This is a genomic window from Geminicoccus roseus DSM 18922 (genome assembly GCF_000427665.1).
Classification (GTDB): domain Bacteria; phylum Pseudomonadota; class Alphaproteobacteria; order Geminicoccales; family Geminicoccaceae; genus Geminicoccus; species Geminicoccus roseus.
Genome location: NZ_KE386572.1, coordinates 3,260,025 through 3,283,772 on the forward strand (window position 1 = coordinate 3,260,025; position 23,748 = coordinate 3,283,772).

Annotated in this window: 24 protein-coding genes; 6 read left to right on the top strand and 18 right to left on the bottom strand. The window is 68.6% G+C overall.

The features are described from left to right. Window positions 1-6: 6 nt before the first annotated feature. From GEMRO_RS0116375 to GEMRO_RS0116405, 7 genes are all read right to left on the bottom strand, one after another. A complete protein-coding gene (locus GEMRO_RS0116375; protein ID WP_027134866.1) occupies window positions 7-1,143 on the bottom strand; it encodes an ABC transporter ATP-binding protein in 1,137 nt (378 codons plus the stop codon). A 58-nt stretch (window positions 1,144-1,201) separates the two neighbouring features. Continuing rightward, complete coding sequence (locus tag GEMRO_RS0116380; RefSeq protein ID WP_051329139.1) at window positions 1,202-2,092, bottom strand: carbohydrate ABC transporter permease; 891 nt, start codon at window positions 2,090-2,092, stop codon at window positions 1,202-1,204. Further along, the gene (locus tag GEMRO_RS30085; protein WP_035485458.1) at window positions 2,076-2,975 is read right to left on the bottom strand and encodes a carbohydrate ABC transporter permease; all 900 of its coding nucleotides are present in this window, start codon (window positions 2,973-2,975) and stop codon (window positions 2,076-2,078) included. The genes GEMRO_RS0116380 and GEMRO_RS30085 overlap by 17 nt, the downstream gene beginning before the upstream one ends. A gap of 71 nt (window positions 2,976-3,046) precedes the next feature. After that, window positions 3,047-4,249 (bottom strand): ABC transporter substrate-binding protein, encoded by a 1,203-nt coding sequence (locus GEMRO_RS0116390; protein WP_157505805.1) that lies wholly within the window; start codon window positions 4,247-4,249, stop codon window positions 3,047-3,049. 199 nt (window positions 4,250-4,448) lie between these two features. After that, the gene (locus GEMRO_RS30090) at window positions 4,449-5,648 is read right to left on the bottom strand and encodes an ROK family transcriptional regulator (protein ID WP_051329140.1); all 1,200 of its coding nucleotides are present in this window, start codon (window positions 5,646-5,648) and stop codon (window positions 4,449-4,451) included. Then, a complete protein-coding gene (locus tag GEMRO_RS0116400) occupies window positions 5,645-6,607 on the bottom strand; it encodes an ROK family protein (protein WP_027134869.1) in 963 nt (320 codons plus the stop codon). Before GEMRO_RS0116400 ends, GEMRO_RS30090 begins: the two co-directional genes overlap by 4 nt. Before the next feature lie 8 nt (window positions 6,608-6,615). Next, window positions 6,616-7,323, bottom strand: a complete 708-nt coding sequence (locus GEMRO_RS0116405; protein WP_027134870.1) for a ribulose-phosphate 3-epimerase — start codon at window positions 7,321-7,323, stop codon at window positions 6,616-6,618. A 187-nt stretch (window positions 7,324-7,510) separates the two neighbouring features. Here GEMRO_RS0116405 and GEMRO_RS0116410 point away from each other — a divergent pair, with 187 nt between their 5' ends. Further along, window positions 7,511-8,674, top strand: a complete 1,164-nt coding sequence (locus GEMRO_RS0116410; protein ID WP_027134871.1) for a dihydrodipicolinate synthase family protein — start codon at window positions 7,511-7,513, stop codon at window positions 8,672-8,674. A gap of 26 nt (window positions 8,675-8,700) precedes the next feature. Here the strand turns inward: GEMRO_RS0116410 and GEMRO_RS0116415 are convergent, their stop codons facing one another. Then, complete coding sequence (locus tag GEMRO_RS0116415) at window positions 8,701-9,528, bottom strand: class I SAM-dependent methyltransferase (RefSeq protein WP_027134872.1); 828 nt, start codon at window positions 9,526-9,528, stop codon at window positions 8,701-8,703. Window positions 9,529-9,714: 186 nt separating this feature from the next. On the opposite strand from GEMRO_RS0116415, the gene GEMRO_RS34285 reads away from it, so the two are divergent. Further along, a complete protein-coding gene (locus GEMRO_RS34285) occupies window positions 9,715-9,939 on the top strand; it encodes a hypothetical protein (RefSeq protein WP_157505612.1) in 225 nt (74 codons plus the stop codon). Here GEMRO_RS34285 and GEMRO_RS34290 read toward each other — a convergent pair. Next, a complete protein-coding gene (locus GEMRO_RS34290; RefSeq protein ID WP_027134873.1) occupies window positions 9,929-10,282 on the bottom strand; it encodes a hypothetical protein in 354 nt (117 codons plus the stop codon). The genes GEMRO_RS34285 and GEMRO_RS34290 overlap by 11 nt on opposite strands. A 694-nt stretch (window positions 10,283-10,976) precedes the next feature. Next, complete coding sequence (locus GEMRO_RS34295) at window positions 10,977-11,276, bottom strand: hypothetical protein (protein ID WP_157505613.1); 300 nt, start codon at window positions 11,274-11,276, stop codon at window positions 10,977-10,979. A gap of 96 nt (window positions 11,277-11,372) precedes the next feature. Here GEMRO_RS34295 and GEMRO_RS0116435 point away from each other — a divergent pair, with 96 nt between their 5' ends. Together GEMRO_RS0116435 and GEMRO_RS0116440 are read left to right on the top strand one after the other, a co-directional pair. Next, on the top strand, window positions 11,373-11,789 hold the full coding sequence (locus tag GEMRO_RS0116435; protein ID WP_027134875.1) for a DUF2946 family protein: 417 nt from the start codon (window positions 11,373-11,375) through the stop codon (window positions 11,787-11,789). Between the two features lie 85 nt (window positions 11,790-11,874). Next, on the top strand, window positions 11,875-13,299 hold the full coding sequence (locus tag GEMRO_RS0116440; RefSeq protein WP_027134876.1) for a PepSY-associated TM helix domain-containing protein: 1,425 nt from the start codon (window positions 11,875-11,877) through the stop codon (window positions 13,297-13,299). A gap of 7 nt (window positions 13,300-13,306) precedes the next feature. Here GEMRO_RS0116440 and GEMRO_RS0116445 read toward each other — a convergent pair whose 3' ends face one another. Further along, a complete protein-coding gene (locus tag GEMRO_RS0116445) occupies window positions 13,307-13,624 on the bottom strand; it encodes an ArsR/SmtB family transcription factor (protein WP_027134877.1) in 318 nt (105 codons plus the stop codon). Between the two features lie 146 nt (window positions 13,625-13,770). Between GEMRO_RS0116445 and GEMRO_RS0116450 the strand changes: the two genes are divergently transcribed. Continuing rightward, window positions 13,771-14,820 carry an alkene reductase gene (locus GEMRO_RS0116450; protein ID WP_027134878.1) on the top strand — a complete coding sequence of 350 codons (1,050 nt, stop codon included), beginning with the start codon at window positions 13,771-13,773 and terminating at the stop codon, window positions 14,818-14,820. Between the two features lie 96 nt (window positions 14,821-14,916). Here GEMRO_RS0116450 and GEMRO_RS0116455 read toward each other — a convergent pair whose 3' ends face one another. The 4 genes from GEMRO_RS0116455 to GEMRO_RS0116470 form a co-directional block, all read right to left on the bottom strand. After that, the gene (locus tag GEMRO_RS0116455) at window positions 14,917-15,954 is read right to left on the bottom strand and encodes a matrixin family metalloprotease (RefSeq protein ID WP_027134879.1); all 1,038 of its coding nucleotides are present in this window, start codon (window positions 15,952-15,954) and stop codon (window positions 14,917-14,919) included. Window positions 15,955-16,002: 48 nt separating this feature from the next. Further along, the gene (locus GEMRO_RS0116460) at window positions 16,003-16,896 is read right to left on the bottom strand and encodes a hypothetical protein (RefSeq protein ID WP_027134880.1); all 894 of its coding nucleotides are present in this window, start codon (window positions 16,894-16,896) and stop codon (window positions 16,003-16,005) included. Between the two features lie 513 nt (window positions 16,897-17,409). Continuing rightward, complete coding sequence (locus GEMRO_RS0116465) at window positions 17,410-18,297, bottom strand: protein-methionine-sulfoxide reductase heme-binding subunit MsrQ (protein WP_027134881.1); 888 nt, start codon at window positions 18,295-18,297, stop codon at window positions 17,410-17,412. 43 nt (window positions 18,298-18,340) lie between these two features. Beyond that, window positions 18,341-18,994, bottom strand: coding sequence for a ThuA domain-containing protein (locus GEMRO_RS0116470; protein WP_035487396.1), 654 nt, complete (start codon window positions 18,992-18,994; stop codon window positions 18,341-18,343). Between the two features lie 233 nt (window positions 18,995-19,227). Between GEMRO_RS0116470 and GEMRO_RS0116475 the strand changes: the two genes are divergently transcribed. After that, the gene (locus GEMRO_RS0116475; protein WP_084507055.1) at window positions 19,228-19,803 is read left to right on the top strand and encodes a cytochrome b; all 576 of its coding nucleotides are present in this window, start codon (window positions 19,228-19,230) and stop codon (window positions 19,801-19,803) included. 28 nt (window positions 19,804-19,831) lie between these two features. Here GEMRO_RS0116475 and GEMRO_RS0116480 read toward each other — a convergent pair whose 3' ends face one another. The 3 genes from GEMRO_RS0116480 to fdhF are packed head-to-tail and all read right to left on the bottom strand — an operon-like array spanning window position 19,832 to window position 23,738. After that, on the bottom strand, window positions 19,832-20,062 hold the full coding sequence (locus GEMRO_RS0116480) for a formate dehydrogenase subunit delta (protein WP_027134884.1): 231 nt from the start codon (window positions 20,060-20,062) through the stop codon (window positions 19,832-19,834). Continuing rightward, window positions 20,062-20,889 (bottom strand): formate dehydrogenase accessory sulfurtransferase FdhD, encoded by an 828-nt coding sequence (fdhD, locus tag GEMRO_RS0116485; protein WP_035487397.1) that lies wholly within the window; start codon window positions 20,887-20,889, stop codon window positions 20,062-20,064. The genes GEMRO_RS0116480 and fdhD overlap by 1 nt, the downstream gene beginning before the upstream one ends. An 11-nt stretch (window positions 20,890-20,900) precedes the next feature. Further along, window positions 20,901-23,738 (bottom strand): formate dehydrogenase subunit alpha, encoded by a 2,838-nt coding sequence (fdhF, locus tag GEMRO_RS0116490; protein WP_027134886.1) that lies wholly within the window; start codon window positions 23,736-23,738, stop codon window positions 20,901-20,903. Window positions 23,739-23,748: the final 10 nt, after the last annotated feature.

Genomic DNA, 23,748 nt, shown 5'->3' on the forward strand with positions numbered 1-23,748 from the left:
ATCCTGTCAGGCGGCCCGGGCGATCCCGGGCCGGGCGTAGATGGCGGCGCCGCTCTGGCGGTCGAACAGCACGGCCTTGGCGTAGTCGACGTCCAGGGTCAGGGTCTGGCCCTCCTGGACATGGGCGTCGGCCGGCAGGCGGCCCATCAGCTCGACCTCGCCCAAGCGGAGAGCCAGGAACATGTCGGGGCCGGTGGGCTCCAGGACGTCGACGGTGAAGGGAAGCGGCTGCACCTCGCGGGCGCGGCCCATGCCGGGCTCGGCGATCCATTCCGGGCGCAGGCCGAGCACGACCTTCTGGCCGGGCTTCAAGTCGTCGGGATCGGCGGTGGACGGGATCGGCAGGGTGCCGGCGTCGCCCGGAACGCCGTCCAGGCGCAGGGCCCTGGAGGGGCCGTTGGCGACGATCTCGGCGTCCAGCAGGTTCATGGCCGGCGAGCCCATGAAGGTCGCGACGAAGGCGTTGGCCGGGCGGTCGTAGATCTCGGCGGGCGTGCCGAACTGCTGGAGGATGCCGTCCTTCATCACCGCGATCCGGGTGGCCATGGTCATCGCCTCGATCTGGTCGTGGGTGACGTAGACGATGGTGGCGCCAAGCCTTGCGTGCAGCTTCTTGATCTCGGTGCGCATCTCCACGCGCAGCTTGGCATCGAGGTTGGAGAGCGGCTCGTCAAAGAGGAAGATCTTGGGCTCGCGCACCAGGGCCCGGCCCATGGCGACGCGCTGGCGCTGGCCGCCGGAAAGCTGCGAGGGGCGGCGGTCGAGCAAATGGTTGATCTTGAGCAGCTCGGCGACCGCGCCGATGCGCTTCTTGCGCTCCTCCTTGGGCATCCCGGCCATCTCCAGGGAGAAGCCGATGTTCTCGCCCACCGTCATCGACGGGTAGAGGGCGTAGGACTGGAACACCATGGCGATGTCCCGTTCCTTGGGCTCCAGGTCGTTGACCACCTTGCCGTCGATCTTGATGGCCCCGGACGTCGAGCTGTCCAGGCCGGCGATGACGTTGAGCAGGGTGGACTTGCCGCAGCCCGAGGGGCCGACCAGCACCAGGAAGTCGCCGTGGCCGATGCCGATATGGATGTCCTTGAGGACCTCGACGCTGCCGAAGCGCTTGCCGATATGCTCGATGTCCAGGCTTGCCACGTTCGTTGTTCCCTTGCCGTTCAAGCCGCTCGGGTGGTGGTTCGAGGATAAGACGGGCTCAGCCCTTGACCGCGCCGGCCATCAACCCGCGCAGGAAGAAGCGGCCCAGGAGCAGGTAGACCAGGATGGTGGGGGCGGCGGTGATCATGGCGCTGGCCATGTCGACATTGTAGAGCTTCACGCCGGTGGAGGTGTTGACCAGGTTGTTCAGCGCCACGGTGATCGGCTGGCTTTCGCCGGCGGCGAACGAGGCGCCGAACAGGAAGTCGTTCCAGATCCCGGTGAACTGCCAGATCACCGACACCACCACGATCGGCCAGGACACCGGCAGCAGCACCCGGAAGAAGATCTGCCAGAAGCCGGCGCCGTCCATGCGCGCGGCCTTCACCAGTTCGTCCGGCACCGCCACGTAGAAGTTGCGGAAGAACATGGTGGTGAAGCAGACGCCGTAGACCACGTGGACCAGGACCAAGCCCGCGGTGCTGCCGGCCAGCCCGATCTTGCCCAGCGTGAATGCCATCGGGATCAGCACGATCTGGAACGGGATGAAGCAGCCGAACATCATCGCGCCGAACAGGAAGTCGGCGCCGGGGAACCGCCACTTGGTCAGGACGTAGCCGTTCAAGGCACCCAGGCCCACCGAGATCAGCACCGCCGGGACGACCAGCTGGATCGAGTTGAAGAAGTAGCCCTTGAGGCCCGAGCAGTCGACGCTGATGCAGGCGCTGCCCCAGGCGGCGTTCCAGGCGTCCAGGGTCACGGTCGCCGGCGGTGCCAGGAGGTTGCCGGAGCGGATCTCGTCCATGGACTTCAGCGAGGTGAAGACCATCGAGACCAGCGGCATCAGGAACAGCGCGGCGGCCACGATCAGGGCGGTGTAGAGGGCGAAGCGGGCGACATCGACGCCGCTGCCGGAACGACGCAGGGTCGGCTCAGCCACGGCGCTCATTGCGCAGCTCCGAATAAAGGTAGGGGATGATGATCACCGCCAGCGCCACCAGCATGACCACGGCGCTGGCAGCGCCCAGGCCCATCTCGTTGCGGGTGAAGGTGGTGGTGTACATGAAGGTCGAGGGCAGCTCGGTGGCGTAGCCAGGCCCGCCCTTGGTCAGGGCGACCACGAGGTCGTAGGACTTGATCGCCAGATGGGCCTCGATCACGAAGGCGGTCAGGAACACCGGGCGCAAGGCCGGGATGATGATGCGGCTGTAGATCTTGAGGGTGGGCGCCCCGTCCATCCGGGCGGCACTCAGGATCTCCTGGTTGATCCCGCGCAGGCCCGCCAGGAACATCGCCATGACGAAGCCGGTGACCTGCCAGACCCCGGCGATCACCACCGTGTAGATCGCCATGTCGGGGTCGACCAGCCACTTGAAGCTGAAGCTTTCCCAGCCCCAGGACTGCACCATCCGCTCCAGGCCCAGGCCCGGGTTGAGCAGCCACTGCCAGATCACGCCGGTCACGATGAAGGACAGCGCCATCGGGTAGAGGAAGATCGTGCGGAACACCGCCTCGGCGCGGATCCGCCGGTCGATCAGGATCGCCAGCAGGAGGCCCAGCAGGGTCGCGCAGATGATGTAGAGGCTGGCGAAGATGAAGATGTTCTGGACCGCCACGGTCCAGCGCGGGTTGGAGAACAGCCGCTCGTACTGGTCAAAGCCGGTGAACACGAAGCGGGGGAACATCTTCGAGCCGGTGAAGGACAGGATCACCGAGAACAGCATGAAGCCGTACACGCCGACCAGCACCATCAGGACGCTGGGGGCGAGCACCGCCTCCGGAAGGAAGCTGCCGAGCGTCCGCTTGCCCGCGGGTTTTTCACTGTATGCCATCGGTGCCGGCCCGTGCCCGTTGCAGGAAAGGCGGCGGCCCGGGTGCTGCCACCCGGGCCGTCTCCACTAGATCACTGAGCGGCGGCGACCGCGTCGACCAGCGCCTGGGCGGCGTCGGCGGAGGACTGGTCGGAGTTGAAGTGGTTGGTCACCACGTCGAACATCGCGCCCTGCACCGCCGGGGGCTGAGCGTGGCCATGGGCCATCGAGCCCATCAGCGTGCCGGCCTCCTGGGCCGCCTTGATGTCGGCCATCGACTTCTGGCCGCAGGGGTCGAACTGGTCGCCGGGCACGTCGGTGCGCGCCGGGATCGAGCCCTTGGCCAGGTTGAAGGTCTCCTGGAACTCCGGCGACATGGCGGCGGAGGCCATGGCGAGCTGGGCCGGCTTGCGCTCCTCGCCGACATCGAACATCGCGAAGAAGTCGGTGTTGAACAGGAACGCGCCCTCGGTGCCAGGCGCCGTGGTGCACAGGATGTCGGTGCCGGGCTTCATGCCGGCCGCGATGATCTCGCCCTTGGCCCAGTCGCCCATGAGCTGCATGGCGGCGTCGCCCTTGAGCACCATGGCGGTGGCGAGGTTCCAGTCGCGCCCGGAGAAGTTCGGGTCGACGAAGCCGCGGATCTTGCGCATCTGGTCGAACACCTGGACCATGGTGTCCGAGCCCAGGGCTTCCGGATCGGCCTCGATGATGGCCTTCTGGTAGAACTCCGGCCCGCCGATACCCAGCACCACGTCGTCGAAGATGGTGGCGTCCTGCCAGTTCTGGCCGCCATGGGCCAGCGGCTGGATGCCCTTGTCCTGCAGGGTCTGCGCGACCTGGTTGAACTCCTCCCAGGTCTTGGGCGGGGTCAGGCCGTTCTCCTCGAAGATCTTGGCGTTCGACCACAGCCAGTTCGGGCGGTGGATGTTGACCGGGGCGGCGACCCAGTGGCCGTCATACTTGCCGAACTCCTGGATCGGCTCGGGCACCACCGCGTCCCAGCCCTCGGGCTCGGCCACCTCGGTCAGGTCGCCCAGATAGCCTTCCTCGGCCCAGGCCTTGAGCGACATGCCGAGCAGCTGCGCCGCGGTGGGCGGGTTGCCGGAGGTGACGCGGGCGCGAAGCGCGGTCATCGCCGCCTCGCCGGCACCGCCGGCGACCGGCATGTCGTTCCAGGCGATGCCCTGCTGCTCGAGATTCTCCTTGAGCACGTTGACGGCCGCGGCCTCGCCGCCGGACGTCCACCAGTGCAGGACCTCGACCGAGCCCTGGTCCTGGGCCTGGGCGGGCATGGCGGCGGCGGCCACGGCAAAGGCGGCGCCGCACACGGTGGTCAGCAATAGTCTCTTCACGTCGATCGTCTCCCCGGTCCCGATCTGTTGCTCCGGCAGGGCGCCCTCGCTGTTGCGCCATGGCGGCGATCGTGAACTTGGTTTGTTCACTGTCCAAACAAAACAGCCACGAACCCCGCGGCTCGTCAAGAGAAATGCCTCAACCGTTCCGCCAGCGGTCCCGCCAGCGGCTGATCAGGTCCAGAGATAGCATTTCCTGGTGGAGCAGGCACGCGGCACCGATCGCCGGGCCGTCCTTGGTGTGATGGGCCAGGGCGAGGGTGGGGACCTGGTAGTCCTCGAACACGTGGCGGCGCAGGGCGTCGTGGACCTCCGCCTCGACGAACGGGTAGAGCCGCGCCACCGAGCCGCCCAGCACCACATGGCCGGGATCCAGCACGTTGGCGACCGAGGCCAGGCCGCGGCCAAGCCAGTACGCGAAATGGCTGGCGGTCTCGCGGGCGGCCGCCTCCCCGGCGGCCAGGTCCTGGACCAGCGCGCCGATCGTGGCGCCGGCGCCGCCCTGCTCGTGCCAGTGCCGCAGCACCGCCTCCGCGCCGATCAGGTTCTCCCAGCGGCCGGGCGGGTCCAGGCGGTGGATGATGCCGGTCTCCGCCACCACCATGTGGCCGACCTCGCCGGAATAGCCGTGATGGCCGCGAAACAGCCGGCCCTGGGCCACGATGCCCGAGCCGATGCCGTAATCCATGAACAGGCAGAGCAGGTCCTGGGGCTCTGCGTTGCGCCGGGCATAGATCTCGGCGATGGCGAACGCGTTGGCGTCGTTCTCGGAGGTCACCGGCAGGTCGTCGCCGAACTCGGCACGGACCAGTTCGGCGATCGGCACGTTGCGCCAGCGCAGGAACGGCCCGGTCAGCAGGACGCCCCGATGGTCGTGCAGGCCCGGCACGGTCACGCACAGGCCGCGGATCCGGCCGGGATCCGGCAAATCGGCGATGACCTGGCGGACGAGATCGCAGGCCAGCCGCACCACCCCGTCCGGCCGGTTGCCCTCGACCTCGAAGGTGACCCGGCGGCGGGCAATCACCCGGGCCGCCAAGTCCAGCCCGACCACCACCACGTAGCCGACCCCGATCTCCGCCCCCAGGAAGAAGGCGCCTTCCGGGCGGATCGAGATGGCGATGCCGGGGCGGCCGGTGCGCACCACCTCGGCCCGTCCGGCGTCGGGGCGCTCGACCACCAGGCCATCGGCCAGGAGCTGGTTGATCAGGCTGCTGGCGGTGGAGCGGGTGAGGTCCAGCGCCCTTGCCAGGTCGGCGCGGCTCAAAGATTCCTGATGATAGAGCACCGAAAGCGCCCGCGCCTCGTTGAGCACGCGGACCGCCTGGGGCGTGGTCACGACACCGGCACCCGGGCGGACTGGAACGCCATCGCCGCCGCCCCGGCTAGGCCGACATTGCCGCCAAGCGCCGCCGCCACCACCGGAACCGAGCGGAACGGCGCCATCGCGCGCTCCGCGATCTCGGCGGCGATGCCCGGCGCCATCAGGTCGAGCGCCGTGCTCACCCCGCCGCCCAGGATCACCCGCTCGGGCGAGAACAGGTGGAGCAGGGACACGATGCCGATCCCCAGATAGCGGGCCTCGGCGGCGAGCAGCGCCACGCCCAGGGGATCGCCGGCACGCGCTGCCGTCACCACGTCCTCGGCGGTGACAGGCCGACCGGCGATCGCCTGCATCGAGGAGGGGGCGCCGGCGGCCAGTTGTTCGCGCACGATCCGGCCGAGCGCCGTGCCGGAGGCCAGGGCCTCCCAGCAGCCGCGGTTGCCGCAGCCGCAGCGCGGGCCGTCCGGCTCCAGGATCATGTGGCCGACATGGCCGGCCATGCCCATCCGGCCGTGCAGCAGCCGGCCGTCGAGGATCACCCCGCCGCCGATTCCGGTCGACACGGTGACATAGACCAGGCTGTCCACGCCCCGCCCGGCGCCAAAGCGCCACTCGCCCATCGCGGCGGAAGCAGCGTCGTTCTCCAGGGTGACCGGCAGGCCGGTGGCCCGGGCGACCAGGTCGCGCAGCGGGACGTTGTGCCAGCCCTGGAAGGTCGGCAGGGTGAACACGGTGCCGGTGAACGGGTCGAGCGGTCCCGGCGAGGCCAGGCCCACGCCCAGCACCTCCGGATCGTTCCCGGCGGCGCAGACCTCGGCCACCAGGGCGGCGATCTGCGCGACCACGCTTTCGGGGCCGCCACGAGCATCGGTGCGGGTCCGCCGGATCGGGCCCAGCTGTCCGTCCGGCCCGGCCAGTGCCGCGCGCAGCGAGGTCCCGCCCAGATCGACCGCAATGACCGCAGGCGCGGCCATGGCCGCTCTCAGAGCCCGCGCGACCAGGCCATCCGCGCGGCCAAGTCCGGCGCGCCGAAGGCCAGCGAGCCCATCACCACGGTGTCGGCGCCGGCCGCGCGCAGCTTGGGCACGGTATGCTCGCGGATGCCGCCATCGGCGGCGAGCAGGACCTGGCCGTGGCGGCCGGCCGCGCGCAGCATCCCGCCGGCCTTCTGCAGGCGGGCGCAGGCCTGCGGGTCCAGGTCCTGGCCCTTCACCCCGATCCGGGTGCCGAGCAGGGTGACCATGTCGACCTGGGCGAGAAACGGAGCGAGCTCGGCCAGGTCGGTCTCGACCCGCAGCACCACGCCGGCGCGCAGGCCCTTGGCCTTCAGGGCGGCGATCACGTCCAGCCCGGCTTGGCCGTTCTCGGCATGGACCGAGATCAGGTCGGCGCCGGCTTCGGCGAACTGGTCGGCCTGCGCCTGCAGGATCTCGTCCTGGACCATCAGATGGACGTGGAAGGGCGTGGCGGTGAGCTTGCGCAGCCGCGCCACCAGGTCCGGGAAGAACAGGAGGGCGGGCGCGAAATGGCCGTCGGCCACGTCGATATGATGGAGGTCGGCATGGCCCTCGGCGCGTGCCACGTCTGCGGCGAGGTTGGCGAGATCGGCCGACCAGAGGGAGAACTCCGCGAGAAGCCGGTCGTTCGGCAGGCTCGCGTAGCGTGCCGACCCGGTGCTGTTGCCTGCCATCTTCCAAGCCTCGATAGGATGCGCCGTCAGGGCGTCGTTCTTTTGTTCGGATACACTACAAACTCGGGCGGTGTCCAGTTGGATCGACCGGGTGCGGGCTTCTTCCCAGGGCAGGCCCTGCCTGCTTGACCCGTCCGCCGCATCGAAGTAACTCGATGGTTACTTGAAGAAGGGAAGGCCGCGCCCCATGCAGGAACTGATGCTCCCCACCACCGAAGGGCGGGTGGAACCGTTCATCCCCCGCGATGCCTGCCCCTATCCGTCGCAGGCGGCCGGGCCGTTCCCGCGCGTGGCCTACGCGGCGGCGCATGTGGTGGCGGATCCCCGCGCCGAGCTGGCGCCGTTCGAGCAGGCCGCCGTGGACTGGGACGCGACACTGGCCTTCCGCCGGCATCTGTGGGGGCTGGGCTTCAAGATCGCCGAGGCAATGGACACGTCGCAGCGCGGCATGGGCCTGGGCTGGCCCGATGCCGCCGAGCTGATCCGCCGCTCGGTGGCCGAGGCCAAGACGATCGAGGGCGCCGACCTCGCCTGCGGGGCCGGCACCGATCAGCTGGCGCCGACGCCGGGCGTGACCCTGGACCAGGTGCGCGCCGCCTATCTGGAGCAGCTGGGCGTGGTGGAGAACGCCGGCGGCCGCGCCATCCTGATGGCCAGCCGGGCGCTGGTGAAGGCGGCGTCGGGGCCGGAGGACTATCGTCGCCTCTATGGCGAGCTGATCAACCAGGCCAGCGACAAGGTCGTGCTGCACTGGCTGGGGCCGATGTTCGACCCGCAGCTGGAGGGCTACTGGGGCAGCCACGACCTGGACGCCGCCCAGGAGACCCTGCTGGCGCTGATCCGCGACCATGCCGGCCGGATCGACGGGGTGAAGATGTCGCTGCTCGACAAGGAGCGCGAGCTGCGCTTCCGGGCGGCCCTGCCGCCGGGCGTGAAATGCTTCACCGGCGACGACTTCAACTATGCCGAGCTGATCGAGGGCGACGGCGAGCGGCACAGCGACGCCCTGCTCGGCATCTTCGACCCGATCGCCCGGCCGGCCTCGGCGGCGCTGAGTGCGCTCAGCGAGGGACGCACCGACGACTACCGGGCGATCCTGGGCCCCACCGTGGCGCTGTCGCGCAAGATCTTCGAGGCGCCGACCCGCTTCTACAAGTCGGGGGTGGTGTTCCTGGCCTGGCTGGACGGGCACCAGGACCATTTCGCCATGGTCGGCGGGCAGCAGGCGGCGCGCTCGGCGCTGCACTATGCCGAGGTGTTCCGGCTGGCGTCGGAAGCCCAGGTGCTGGCCGATCCCGAGCGGGCCAGCCAGCGCATGCGCACGCTGATGGCGACGTTCGGGATCGGCTGACGCGCGCAGGCCGCCAGGGCGGTTGGTCAGGCGGGCCGCGCGATCATCTGCACCGGCGCGATGGTGCCCGCCTCCAGGGTCTTCATGACGTTGCCCAGGCGCTCCTGCGAGGCCGGGCCGATCAGCGTGTGCAGGCTGAGCGGCGGCGGCCCGTTCTTCGCCACGTTCGCCCGCATCTCCGCCCAGCGCTCCAGGGCGAAGGCGCGCCGGTCGAGTTCCTGCTCCACCGCGAAGCCGGCTTCTTCCAGCAGGGCCCGATAGGTCGCCGGCGGGACCACGAAGCTGGTGCCCTGATCGACCGCCCAGGGCATCGGGTAGGGCAGGGGCTCCTCGCCGGTCAGCATGACGTCGTAGACGCCGAACCGTCCGTCTCGCTTGAGCACCCGGCGGGCTTCCGCGAACAGCCGGTCCTTGGCGGCGATGTTCATGCCGACATGGATCAGCGTCACCGCGTCGAAGCTGTTGTCCTCGAAGGGCAGCGCCAGGGCGCTCGCCTGGCGGAACGCCGTCTTCCCGGCCAGGCCGCAGCGGCGGCTGAGCGAGGCCGCGACCTCGACATATTCCGGCGACAGGTCGATCCCGGTCGCGTGGCAGCCGAACTCGGCGGCGAAGCAGCGGGCCGGGCCGCCGATGCCGCAGCCCAGGTCCAGGACCTGCCGGCCGGGGGCGAGCTCCATGTCGCGGGCGAAGGCCAGCGTCGCCGGCCGCCAGCCCAGATGGAACTCGTCGGCGCCCGAAAGATCGGTGGGCGCCAGCCGGTCCACCGCCCGGCCCGAGGCGGCCAGGGCTTCCAGAATGGATTCTTCCAGCCGGCCATGCCGGTAGTGCCTGGCGACTTCGGTCTCGATATCCATGGACGCCTCCTGGGCCGTGTCGCCAAAGCTGGCGAGGTGCTGATCCGACCCTATCGGGACCGAGTGACGATACGTGCCCTGCTGACGGACGCAATGTGGAACCGGCTCAAGCCCCTGTTGTTGCCGCAAAAGCCCCGGGACTGGCCGGCCTTCGATTGACCGACGCAGGTTGTGGAGGCGGTTCTGTTGCTGCTGGTGCGTCTGCTCGGGAGCGCCGTCATCCGTGCTCATGCCTGTGCCGCAGCAGCTCCCGCCGGGCCTGCTGTAGCGGCCGTCAAGAAAACGACCAGCATGACAGGCAGAAAGATCTTCACGGTCTTGATCCTTGCTGTCAGAGAAAGCCGCTCCCCGCAAGCAGGCTGCAGGGAGCGCAAGTCAAATCCAGCAGGCATCAGCTTGATTAGCGATTGAGATTTCCGTTAAAATTGCCGTTATTATTCCCTATATTAGCATTTCCATTGATGTTGCCATTGTAACTACCTCGGTTGCCGTTCCCGTTTACGTTGCCATTATACGAACCGTAGTTCAGGTTGCCGTTGAAATTGCCGTTCTTGCTGCCGCGGTTCAAGTTGCCGTTGAAGTTGCCGTTGTTGCTGCCGTGGTTCAGGTTGCCGTTGAAGTTGCCGTTGTTGCTACCGATGTTGCCGTTGCCGTTGCCGTTGCCATTGCCGCCGGCCCAAGCAGAGTTCAGAGTAACAGCACCCACAAGACCGAGGATGGCAAGAGAGCAAAGGAGCTTTTTCAGGATCTTCATAGATCGCACTCCCTATACGACATTCGGAAATATTTCCGACGCAGAAATGGTACCAAATATTTATGGTTGTATAGAACAAGATTTTATACAACTATGAATAGTATGAAGTGAACATGCGCTTATCAAAAGCGCGAGGATTGCCGAACTGGTAACGCCACAACTTTAATTTTCAAAATTATCCATAGTAATTATTGTTTTATGATTTGATCTTTCAACGAAATACTCTAGACATTGTGATTCAAGTAATTTTAAGTAGATTTGATTTTCCAGAGCGTGGTAGGAACGCGCTAGTATGCGTCAGCAATAAAATGGTCGTATCTGCTTGTTGACTGTTGATGATCCGCTCGTCAGCCACATGATTTGCCTGGGCGTGATCTGGCTCATGGCTGCGCAGATCATCGCGCGCCCCCTCTGGATGGCCCCTCACGATCTTCGACGAGCTGAGGTGACTGGAAACCCAGGGAGAGGCTCGTTCCCACCCATGATGCATCAGCAGGCGGAAGAGCCGCCTTCCAAAGGGAGCGCCGCCACGCTTGGGCTCCCAGCGATAGAAGAACCACGATACGTGCCTCTCCCGACCGGCCGGTCATCGCTGATGGCTGGCCGCGTGCCGGGTCGTGTCGCCACAGCTGCGCAGCCAGATGATCAGCGAGGCGCTCTGGACGACGGCGAGGGGTGGGTGGACAGCTTGTCGTTACCTGCTTGCTGCGCGCCCAAACTGCTTGAGCTTGCCGACGAGGCGCTCGATCAGGTTGCGTTGCCGATGGGGCTGGCGGTCGGAGCCCGGATAGCGCAGCTGGCCGATCCGGTCCGGGATGATCGGGACGATGTGCTTGCGACGCAGTGTGTCGAGCAGCCAAGCCACTGAGCATGCCTTGTCCAGCGCTGACGGCCGCCGGCCTCCCGCGCCGGTCGGTGCGCAAGGCCGCCAGCCGTCCCACATCGCGGCCCAAGGCGGCCAGGGCTTCCAGGATGGCTTCTTCCAGCCGGCCATGCCGGGAGTGCCTGGCGACCGCGCTCTCGAGGTCCATGGATGCCTCCTGCAATTCCGCATCTAGCCGAAACGCCGAATTTTCGGCATCCGTCATGCATGCGCAGCCTGTGGAAATCCAACAGCCATGGTGGCCGGCGACGCCTGACGGCGTGGGCGGCGATGTGGCTGTTCGGGCTGCAGCTGCTGCTGGCCGCGGCGGTCGGTTCGACCATGCCGGCCAGCGCCACGGCCTCGGGCCTGTTCGTGCCGATCTGCGCGAACGGCGAACTCGGCTGGGTGGATCCGGCCGGCCTGCCGGGCCCGGGGAAGGACCACTCCAAGAAGACCCCGCAGGACTGCGCGCCATGCTGTCCGCACGGACAGGCCGCGTTCGTCCCGCCCTCCGCTCCCCGCCTCCTGAGCCGCCAGGGCTGCATCGTCGAGCGCGCCGTCCTGGCGAGGCAGGCGGTGCGGGCCGAGCGTTCCGCCGCCGCGCTGCCGCCTTCCCGCGCACCCCCTTCGTCGCAAGCCTGATTCGATCCAGCGCCGCACTCCTTTTCGGAGCGGATGCCGTTCCAGGAACTGCGGCTTCCCCGATCTTCACGCATGCGAGACGACGATGAGCGAGATTGCGCTCGGGCGCGAGGCTGCGGCCGTCCGGCTGCCGGCCCGCGAGGCCATCCACCGCGCCATGTGGCGCTGGCATTTCTATGCCGGCCTGCTGGTGCTTCCCTTCCTGATCCTGCTGGCGGTGACCGGCGGCCTCTATTTGTTCCACGACGAGATCGACGGCTGGGTCCACCGAGACCTGCTGAGCGTGGAGGCCCGCGCCACGCCGGCGCTGCAGCCGGAGGAGCTGACCGGCCTGGCGCTCCAGGCGGCAGCCGGGACCGTCACCAAGTACCTGCCGCCGGCGGGACCTGCCCGCTCGGCGGAAGTCGGGATGAAATCCCCGGAAGGAACCAAGTTCTCGGTGTTCCTGGACCCGTATGACGGCCAAGTGCTCGGCCGGATGGACGAGAAGTCGACCGTGATGGGCATCGTGCGCCGCCTGCACAGCCTGGCGCTGTTCGGCACCTGGCCGAGCTACGTGATCGAGATCGTCGCCGGCTGGACGGTGATCCTGGTGGCGACCGGGATCTATCTGTGGTGGCCGCGCCGCCGGCAGAAGGGCGCGGTGGTCAGCCTGCGCGGCACCAAGCGGCAGCGGGTGTTCTGGCGCGACCTGCACGCCGTCACCGGCCTGGTCGCCGGCGCCTTCATCGTCTTCCTGGCGGTGACCGGCCTGCCCTGGTCGTCCTATTGGGGAGGCAAGTCGCTGGCGCTGCTGGAAAGCGCCGGGCTGGGCTTCCCCACCGGCGTCTGGGGCAGCGCCCCGGTGTCCACGGTGCCGTTGCAGGCCGTGGTCGACGATGTCGGCTGGACCATGCAGCAGGCGCCGGTGCCGACCTCGCCCAGCGCCGACGGGCATCACCATGGCGCTCCGCCGGCGGCAACGAGTGTGCCGAATGCCGATCTGCCGCCGCCGATCGGGCTCGACCGGGCGGTGCGGATCTTCGACGGGCTGGGCCTGGCGCCCGGCTATGCCGTGGCGCTGCCCGGCGGCGCGGACGGGGTCTATACCGGCTCGGCCTACCCGGACGATTTGGACAGGCAGCGGGTGATCCATCTGGACCAGTACAGCGGCCGGCCGATCATCGACGTGGGCTTTGCCGATTACGGCCTGGGCGGCAAGGCGATCGAGTGGGGCATCAACGTCCACATGGGCCAGGAGTTCGGCCCGGCCAACAAGGTGGTCATGGCGCTGGTCTGCGTCGCGATCGTCCTGATGGCGGTCTCGTCCCTGGTGATGTGGTGGAAGCGCCGCCCGCAGGGCGGGATGGGCGTGCCGGCCTGGCCGCAGGACCGGCGGGCGGCGACAGGTGTCACCGCGCTCGTGCTGGGACTGGGGCTCCTGTTCCCGCTTACCGGCCTGTCGATCCTGGCCGTGCTGGCGCTCGATCTGCTGGGCGGCCTGGCCCTGCGGCGGCTCCGCCCGGCCTGAGCCGGACCTACGCCCGCGCTTCCGTCCTCTCCGCCAGCGACAGCACCTGGCGGAGCAGGCCCGGGAAGCGCTCGTCGAGTTCGGGCCGCAGGCTCACGAAGCAGCGGGTGCCGTCCGCCTTGCTGGCGAGGATGCCGGCCTCGCGCAGCACCTTCATGTGATGGCTGAGCGTCGACTTGGCGATCGGCAGGTCGAACTCGCCGCAGGTCCGGGGGCCGCCCTCGGCCAGGATCGACACGATCTGCAGGCGCACCGGATCCGACAGCGCGCCCAGCACGTCGGTGAGGCCGACCGCATCAAGGGCAGGATGGAACGGTTGCTTCAAGCGGTGAGCCTCCCCATGTTCGTTGTTCATCGAACTTCGAAAGATGGCGCAGGGGACAGGCCGGACAAGTGTCGGCAGTCCATCTTCCCATCGCCCGAGGATGACCCTGGCATCCGCCAGGACGGAGAACAATGATGGATCTGCCGATGCCCAATCTGTTCGACCCGATGAAGGTCGGAGATCTGCGCCTCCCCAACCGGATCTGGATGGCGCCGCTGACCCGCTCCCGCGCGGGCGAGGTGCGCGTGCCCAACGCCCTGATGCGCGACTATTACGTCCAGCGCGCCTCGGCTGGCCTGATCCTGTCCGAGGCGACCTCGGTGACGCCCACGGGCGTGGGCTATGCCGACACCCCCGGCATCTGGTCAACGGAGCAGGTCGAGGGCTGGAAGCAGATCACGGACGCGGTGCACGCGGCCGGCGGCCGGATGTTCCTGCAGCTCTGGCATGTCGGCCGGATCTCCGACCCGGTCTTCCTGGACGGCGAGCTGCCGGTCGCACCCAGCGCCGTGGCGGCCAAGGGCCATGTCAGCCTGGTCCGGCCGAAGCGCCCCTACCCGACGCCGCGCGCCCTCGGGCTGGACGAGATCCCGGGCGTGGTCGCGGCCTATCGCAAGGGTGCGGAGAACGCGCAGGCCGCCGGCTTCGACGGCGTGGAGATCCACGGCGCCAATGGCTACCTGCTCGACCAGTTCCTCCAGGACGGCAGCAACCATCGCACCGACGAGTATGGCGGCTCGATCGAGAACCGTGCCCGGCTGATGCTGGAGGTCACCGACGCGGCGATCTCGGTCTGGGGTGCGGACCGGGTCGGCATGCACCTGGCGCCGCGCGGCGACAGCCATGACATGGGCGACAGCGACCTCGCCGCCACGTTCGGCCATGTCGCCAGCGAGCTCGGCAAGCGCAGGATCGCGTTCATCTGCGCCCGCGAGCGCCTGGAGGAGCCGCGCCTGGGGCCGGCCCTGAAGAAGGCGTTCGGCGGGGTCTATGTCGCCAACGAAGGCTTCGACCAGGCAGCGGCCGACGAGGTGCTGGCCAGGGGCGAGGCGGACGCGGTGGCGTTCGGCAAGCTGTTCATCGCCAATCCCGACCTGCCCAGGCGCTTTGCCGAGAACCTGCCGCTCAACGCATGGGACGCCGAGACGTTCTACGCGCCCGGCCCCAAGGGCTACACGGACTATCCCGCGATCTGAGGCCGGCGCCGTTCGTGACGGCGAGCAGGGCCTGGACCGGATGGCAGGATCGTGATGCGCGCGTTCGGCGGAGGCGACCCGTCGAACGCGCGACCGTCAGTTGATCGTGATCGGGCGGGGCATCGCCAGGGCGTTGTTGCCCTCGCGGTCTTCCGCATGCTGGGCGTCCCGGTCGAGGATGAAGCCCAGCCAGTAGCGGCCAGGGGACACGTTGCCCGGGATCGCCAATGTCCTCGAGAAGGTGACGCTGACGCCCGGGTCGGCCCAGGCACCGGTGTTGGTTCCAAGCAGGCGGTCGCCGGTGCTGATGATGTCGTTGGTCGACAGGTAGAAGCCGATGTTGAACGTCCGCCGCGACGTGCTGAAATTGTGGAACGTCTGCTCCATGACGGCCGTCGCCCCCCGGACGGCGGCGAGGGAGCTGGAGGTGAGGCCCGAGGTGCCGGCGCCGGTCCGCTTGAAGTCGGAGGCCGCAAGGTCGACCTCGGTGGTGCCGTCCGGATAAAGGAAGCGCGCGCCGGCCCGGTCGTCGGCCAGCGGATCCCACTCCTTACCGTACCCCACAGGCCCGCTGTTCGGGTAGAACGAGTTCAGCGTGGCGAGCCAGCGGTCCTCGTGGTTCAGCCCGAGGGAATGGCCGAGCTCGTGCAGCGCCACGCTCTCGAAGCTGTAGGGCGAGCCCAGGCTGTCATAGCTGAGCGGCGACGTGGTCCAGCTGTAGTTGAGGTTGAAGCCGATATCGGTCTCGATGATGTTCCGGCTGGAGCATTGCCAGCGGAAGAAGGTGACGGCCAAAGCCGTGCCGAGGTTGCGGGCGAAGTAGATCTCGGTGACGCCGTTGGTGTTGCTGTAGGTGCCGTCGGTGTCGCGCAGGAAATAGAAGTTGAAGCCCGAGCCCTTGACGTTGTTCCAGCGCGCCATCGCGTTCTGGAACCGGATGTCCCAGACGCTGCCCGGGGGCAGGGAGACGGTGTTGATCGACAGATTGGTCCAGCCGCGCTGCCACTTGACCGGCACCCCGCTGCAGGTGGTGTAGGCATAGGCCTGGGCGGCGGAAGCACCGAAGGTCATCAGCGGGACGATGGCAAGCGCGCCCAGCATGGACCGGCGCCAGGAAGCTGTCATGGTCGACATGGCGGATCTCCTCGGAACGGCGTCCCGAAGGGGGTGGCGAGGCAGGAGCTACGGGTTGGCCGGCTGGTTTCCGGGACCGGCCGGAACGTTGCCGGGCTCTTCCGAGGCAAGGGGCGCCTTGATCCCGCCGCCGCGCTCCCGCCCGGGCTCCTTCAGGGTCGAGGCGGCGAGGCCGGGCCGCTGTACGGGCTGCTGCATTGCGGCGCCGACCGGCACCGAATGGAGCGCCGCCTGGGCCTGGCGCGGGGCGCTCAGCGCCGCCTGCCGCGCCGCCTGCCGGATCGCTTGCACGAACTCGCCGTAGCTCACCGGCTCGTCCGCCTGGGTGGATGCCTGGGCCGCACTGGGCGCCGATAGCGCCGGGGATCCCGCCTGGCTGCCGCCCGAGCCGGCGGCGGAGCGGGCCGTGCCGGGTCCCGGGGCAGCCGGTGCCGCCGCCGGGTCGATGATCTCGGCCTCGAACGCGTGGCGCTGCTCCTTCTCGATCCGCCCGCCTTCCACCTCGAGCAGCCGGTTGCCGACGCTGTCGGCGACCACCCGCTGCCCGTCGTCCGGCACCACCTGGAACAGGCCCTGCTCCCAGCCGACCAGGGGGACGATCCGGGTGCCGTTGCCGGCCACGAAGGCGATCACCCGTTGCCCCGGCTGGAAGGACGGCGCGCCCACCAGCTTCAAGGTCTCCCCGCCGGCGGACCCGCCCATCAGCATGAGGGTGAAGCGGTCCTGGCCGTAGCTTCCGGCATGGACCCGCAGGTCGCCCAGCGTGACATAGGTGAAGATCCCGCCATCGCCGCTCGTCCCGGAGGTGACCGATGCCACCGTGCCCTCCACGACGCCATCCGCGCCGCGGACCAGCGCGTTCAGATCCAGATAGGGCAGTGTCGTCGCCTGCGCCTGCGCGGCCAGGAACAGACCACCCAGGAACGCCACAGTTCTCACCATAGGCATGGCTCCGGCCAGGCGATGCCGATCCTGCCGAGGCGGCAGGATGAGCTCGCTGCTTCAACGGCGGACAATGATGCCGGCCCTCGCGACGGAGGAGGCCGGGCCATCCCGGGGACAGCCTGTCTCGCCCGCAATCAAGATCACGAGGGCCGGCGAACAGAATAGCACACCAAGTGCCATTTCAGCAATATTATAGTATCGGTGTCTATTTATTCGAGATGTCGATCGAAATCAGATGTCGATCAAGATGGTTTGTGATGAGGCAATGTATGTGGCTGGTTCGTCTCTAAAGATGCCGTGCCGGATGGTGGTGGCCCGTCGTCTCGGAGGGGCCATGTCCGGTTGGGCGGTGTTGCTGAGACGTTTTTGGCCGGCCCTTCCCGGATTGCGCCCTGGCGATCGGCCTGCGCGCCTTGCGCCATTGCGGCGAAGACGGCTTCGGCCGCTGTTTCATCATCCGGGGGCCGCGGAAACGGCCCACACCGCGGATCGGTGGCCGCCGCCTCGGGATCAGGAGCCGCGGGCGGAGAGGCGTGGCCCAGCTGGCCGGCCGGGGGCGGCGCGGCTGGCCTGCCACGAGCCTGCCGCGGCCAGCGCCGCGGCGGCGAGGCCGGCCGCCAGCACCCACCAGGCCGGGCGGATGCTGTAGGCGAACTCGAGATTGGCACCGAGCACCGCGCCCATCGGAGCGCCGCGGTAGAGCCCGTACCAAAGCGCCTCGATCCCGGCGCAGAGCAGCGCCGACGCAACCGCCAGGCTCGCCAGCCGCCAGGGCGCCGGCTGCCAGCGGCGCACCATCAGGCGGTAGCCCATCAGAAACAGGAAGAACCCGGTCAGCAGCACCGGCTCGGTGACGTCGACCTTGGACTGAATGAAGAAATGCACCAGGCCCAGCACCGCCAGCACGTAGACCGAGCGGTGCAGCGTCTGCCACCGGCGGCCCATCCGGCGGACCATGGCGTCGGTGGAGGTGACGCCCAGCGCCGCCAGGCCCAGCAGCGCCACGAAGCCGATGGTCAGGTAGAAGCGCAGCACGATCTCGGAGGCGACCTTCACCAGGTCGAACTGCTGGTCGACCACGTAGAGCGCCAGGTGCGCCAGCGCGTAGGCCAGCGCCGCCACGCCCACCATCCGCCGCACCAGCATCAGCCTGGGCCAGTTCAGGAGGCGGCGCAGCGGCGAGATGCACAAGGAGGCCAGCAGGAGGCGGATCGCCCAGCTGCCGGTCTGGTGGATCGCTTCCTCCAGCGGGCGCGGCTGCAGGCCCGTGGTGGCCCACAGCCAGATCACCCAGAGGGCGGGCAGGGCCACCAGTGCCAGGCAGGTAGCCTTGAGGGGGGAGAACCGCCCGGCCCGGTCGAGCCAGGGCAGCTTTTGGGAGAAGGATCGCTCGGCCATGCGCTCCATTACGCCCGATCGGGCCATCCGGTTTCAACATCCGTCAGCGCGCCGCCCAGACCAGGCCGCGGCGGAGGATGGTCTGCATCTGCGGGACGGCAAACTCCGAGGCGGCGTGCCCGAGCGAGGAGTAGAACACCCGGCCCCGGTCGTAGCGGTGCTTCCAGACCACCGGCATGACCACCCCGTCGATCCAGGAGGCGTGCTCGCCGGTGAACCTGGTGGTGGCGAGGACTTCCACCGCCGGGTCGACATGCAGGTAGTACTGCTCGGAGTGGTAGTCGAAGTCCTCGATGCCGGCCATGACCGGGTCGTCGGGTCGGGTGACGTTGACGCGGTAGTCGATGATGTTGCCCGGATGGGCGACCCACTGGCCGCCGCACATGAACTGGTAGGCGGGGGCCTGGCGGAACGCGTCGGCCATCCCGCCATGGTAGCCGCCAAGACCCACGCCGCCGGCGATCGCCCGGCACAAATTGTCGAGTTCCTCCTTCTCGATGGTCGACATGCTGCAGATCGGCACGATCAGGTCGAGATCGTGGAGGCCGGGGTCGGCGAAGGCACGGGTGGTGTCCTCGATCGACACCTCGAACCCTTCCTCCTGCAGCATCGCGCCCACGATCTCCGCACCCTTGTCCGGCTCGTGCCCGGCCCAGCCGCCCCAGACCACCAGCGCCCGCTTCCTGTTGCTCGCCATCCTGCCTCTCCTGTTCAGCCGGGCCCGCCGATCGAAGGCCTCCGGCGTCTCCAACGGCGACAGCATGGATGCCTGGGGGCTCGGGGTCATGCCCCCGCTGACATCGAGTTCATCCCGGGCGGGCTGGCGGCCGGCGCGGTCGAGGGCTGGCGCCGTCGCCGAGGGGGCGATTGCCTGCGGCACCGCCCTGGCACATGTTCCTGGAAGGGCAGGGCCAATAGGCGGAGGAACAGGTGGCAGCGAATGCTTTGGAGGCACGGCGCCAGGCGGCGCTGGCGCGGGAAAAGATCCGCCGCTACGACATCGTCAGCATCGTCCTGCATTGGCTGACCGTGCTGCTGGTGCTGGTCCAGATCGTTGCCGGGCTGGTGATGACCGACCTGGAGCGCGGCACGACCCAGGACGTCCTCTACTATACCCACAAGTCCGTGGGCATCGCCGTGCTGCTGGTGGTGCTGCTGCGGCTGCTCTGGCGGATCGGCCATCCCTGGCCGCCTTTGCCGCCGGACACGCCCAGCGCCCAGGCGGGACTGGCGCGGCTCAACCACCTGCTGCTCTACGTGATGCTGCTGGTGATGCCGATCAGCGGGTTCGTGTTCACCGCGGCCGGCGGCTATCCGGTGCCGTTCTTCGGGCTGGTCGACCTGACCGGCGTGATCGCGAAGAACCCGGACCTGGCCAAGACCGCGCAGTGGGTGCACCTCAGTGCACAGTGGGTCGTCTACGCCCTGGTGGCGCTGCACGTCCTGGGCGCGCTCTACCATCTGGTGGTGCGCAAGGACGGGGTGTTCCAGCGGATGTGGCCGTAACGGGCAAGGCGGGGGCGACCCCCGCGGGTCAGGCGGCCCGGGTCGGGGCTTCGCCGGCCAGGAGCCGCACCGCCGCCAGGGCCACCGGGTCCAGGCCTTCGCCGCCGGCCTCGACATGGGCGGCGATCGCCTGGCGCATCCGCGGGTCCCAGAACGAGCGGATATGGTCCGCGGTGGCGCGGGCGGCCTGATCGCCCGGCTGGGTGGCGAAGAAGGTGGCGATCTGGTTGGCCATCTTCACCAGACGGTTCTGGTCCATCACAGGGTGATCCGCTGCTCGTGGGTGTAGACGTTGAATCCGGACGGCCTGGCGAAGCCGATCAGGGTCAGGCCGGCGGCGTCGGCCAGTTCCACCGCCAGGGTGGTGGGTGCGGAGATCGCCACCACCACCGGGAAACCCGCCAGCGCCGCCTTCTGCACCATCTCGGTGCTGCAGCGGCTGGTGAGCAGCAGGAAGCCGTCGGCGGCCAGCAAACCCGCCCTGGCCATCGCCCCGGTCAGCTTGTCCAGGGCGTTGTGCCGGCCGACATCCTCGCGCAGCAGCACGACCCGGCCGTCGCGGTCGGCAAAGGCCGCGGCATGGGCGGCGCCGGTCTGGTGGTTGACCGCCTGGTGCTCGGGCAGGGCGGCCAGGGCCTGTTGGACGACCGACCCCGGAATGGAGGGGGAGGGCGGCAGCGCCGGCAGGGCGCGCAGGGCGCGCTCGATGCTGAGGATGCCGCACATGCCGCACGACGTGCCGGCGGTGACGTTGCGTCGCCTGTCCAGCAGCGCGTCCATCCGCCGTGCCGGGATGGTCAGCCGGATCTCGACGCCCAGCACCACGTCCTCGACCGTGATCGCGGAGATCTCCTGGGCATCCGCGACGATCCCCTCGGCGAGCGTGAAGCCGACCGCGAAATCCTCCAGATGCTCCGGGGTGGTCATCATCACGGCGAAGGAATCGCCGTTATAGACCAGGGCGGTGGCGCACTCGCCGGCGATGGTCTCGATCCGCTCGACGAACCGGCCGTCCTGGTAGCGGCGCACCGCCCGCGAGGGCGCGACCGGGTGGCCGCGCCGGCGCCGGCGGGCGGTCGGCTCCAGGACCGGTTCGCTCACTCGGCGGCCACCGCCGCGATCTTGCGGGTGCTCTCGCGGAACTCCTCGTAGTCCTCCTGCCAGCGCGACGGGTGGTTGGTCAGGCGCACCTCCACCGCGGTCACCTTGTATTCCGGACAGTTGGTCGCCCAGTCGGAATTGTCGGTGGTCACCACGTTGGCGCCGGAGAGCGGGTGGTGGAAGGTGGTGTAGACCACGCCCGGCTGCATCCGCTCGGAGATCTTCGCGGTGAGCGCGGTGTCGCCGGCGCGGCTGGCCAGCAGCACCTGGTCGCCGTCCACGATGCCGCGCTGCTCGGCGTCGTGCGGGTGGATCTCCAGCACGTCCTGGTCGTGCCAGGCGACGTTGGCGGTGCGCCGGGTCTGCGCGCCGACATTGTACTGGCTGAGGATCCGGCCGGTGGTGAGCAGGAGCGGGAAGCGCGGGCCGGTGCGCTCGTCGGTGGGCACGTAGGCGGTGACCACGAACTTGCCCTTGCCCCGGGCGAAGCCGTTCACGTGCATGGTCGGCGTGCCTTCCGGCGCCGCGTCGTTGCAGGGCCACTGCACCGAGCCCATCGCGTCGAGCTTCTCGTAGGTGACGCCGGCAAAGCCCGGGGTCAGCGCCGCGATCTCGGCCATGATCTCGGAAGGATGCTGGTAGGGCATCGGGTAGCCCAGCGCCTCGGAGAGGGCGACCGTCACTTCCCAGTCGGCCTTGCCGGCGACCGGCGGGATCGCCTTGCGCACCCTGGAGATCCGCCGCTCGGCATTGGTGAAGGTGCCGTCCTTCTCCAGGAAGGAGGAGCCCGGCAGGAACACATGGGCGTAGTTGGCGGTCTCGTTCAGGAAGATGTCCTGGATGACCACGCATTCCATGGCGGCCAGCGCCGCGGTGACGTGCTGGGTGTTCGGGTCGCTCTGCGCGATGTCCTCGCCCTGGATGTAGATGCCCTTGAACGAGCCCTCCACCGCGGCATCCAGCATGTTGGGAATGCGCAGGCCCGGCTCGTCGTCCAGGGTCACCCCCCACGCCGTGTCGAACATCTGCCGGGTCGTGGCGTCGGAGATGTGGCGGTAGCCGGACAGTTCGTGCGGGAACGAGCCCATGTCGCAGGCACCCTGCACGTTGTTCTGGCCGCGCAGCGGGTTCACGCCGACGCCAGGCCGGCCGAGATTGCCGGTCGCCATGGCAAGGTTGGCCATGCCCATTACCATGGTCGAGCCCTGGCTGTGCTCGGTGACGCCCAGCCCGTAATAGATCGCCCCGTTGCCGCCCATGGCGTAGAGGCGGGCGGCGGCGCGCACGGTCTGCGCCGGCACCCCGGTCATCGCCTCGGTGGCTTCCGGGCTGTTCTCCGGGCGCTCGATGAATTCCCGCCAGACCGCGAAATCGACCGGGTCGCAGCGCTCGGCGACGAACGCCTCGTCGATCATGCCCTCGGTGGCGATCACATGCGCGATCGCGTTGATGATCGCGACGTTGGTGCCCGGGCGCAGCTGCAGGTGGTGCTCCGCCTCGACATGCGGCATCCGCACCAGGTCGATCCGGCGCGGGTCGATCACGATCAGCCTGGCGCCCTCGCGCAGGCGCTTCTTCATGCGCGAGGCGAACACCGGGTGGCCGTCGGTCGGGTTGGCGCCGATCACCAGGATCACGTCGCTCTGGAGGACCGAATCGAAGTCCTGGGTGCCGGCCGAGGTGCCGAACGCGGTCTTCAGGCCATAGCCGGTCGGCGAGTGGCAGACCCGGGCGCAGGTGTCGACGTTGTTGTTGCCGAACGCGGCGCGGATCAGCTTCTGGACGAGGAAGGTCTCCTCGTTGGTGCAGCGTGACGAGGTGATGCCGCCCACCGCGTTGCGGCCGTGCTTGGCCTGGATGCGCTTGAACTCGGACGCCGCGTGGTTGATCGCGGTTTCCCAAGAGACCTCCTGCCAGGGCTCGTGGATCGAGGCGCGGATCATCGGCTTGGTGATCCGGTCGCGATGGGTGGTGTAGCCCCAGGCGAACCGGCCCTTGACGCAGGAATGGCCATGGTTGGCCTTGCCGTCTTTATGCGGCGTCATCCGCACCACGCGGTTGCCCTGCATCTCCGCCTTGAACGAGCAGCCGACCCCGCAATAGGCGCAGGTGGTGACCACGCTGCGGTCGGGCAGGCCGTGCTCGATGACGCTCTTCTCCATCAGCGTCGCAGTTGGGCAGGCGTCGACGCAGGCGCCGCAGGACACGCACTCGCTGTCCAAGAACGCCTCGTTGGCGCTGGCGGCCACGGTGGAACCGAAGCCGCGGCCCTGGATGGTCAGCGCGAAGGTGCCCTGGACCTCCTCGCAGGCGCGCACGCAGCGCGAGCAGACGATGCACTTGGAGGGGTCGAAGGTGAAGTAGGGGTTGCTCTGGTCCTTGGCGGCGCCGAGATGGTTGGCCCCGTCATAGCCGTAGCGGACCTCGCGCAGGCCGACCGCACCCGCCATGTCCTGCAGCTCGCAGTCGCCGTTGGCGGCACAAGTCAGGCAGTCCAGCGGATGGTCGGAGATGTAGAGCTCCATCACGCCGCGGCGCAGCTTGGCCAGCCGGTCGTTCTGGGTCGCCACCTTCATGCCGGGCTCGACCAGGGTCGTGCAGGAGGCGGGCGTGCCCTTGCGGCCCTCGATCTCGACCAGGCACAAGCGGCAGGAGCCGAACGATTCCAGCGTGTCGGTGGCGCACAGCTTGGGCACCGACACCCCAGCGATGGCGGCCGCGCGCATCACCGTGGTGCCCATCGGCACCAGGACTTCCTTGCCGTCGATCTCCAGGCTGACCAGCTCGCCGGTCGCTGCCGGGGTGCCGAGATCCTGTTCCTTGATGAGGCTCATGATGTCGGTC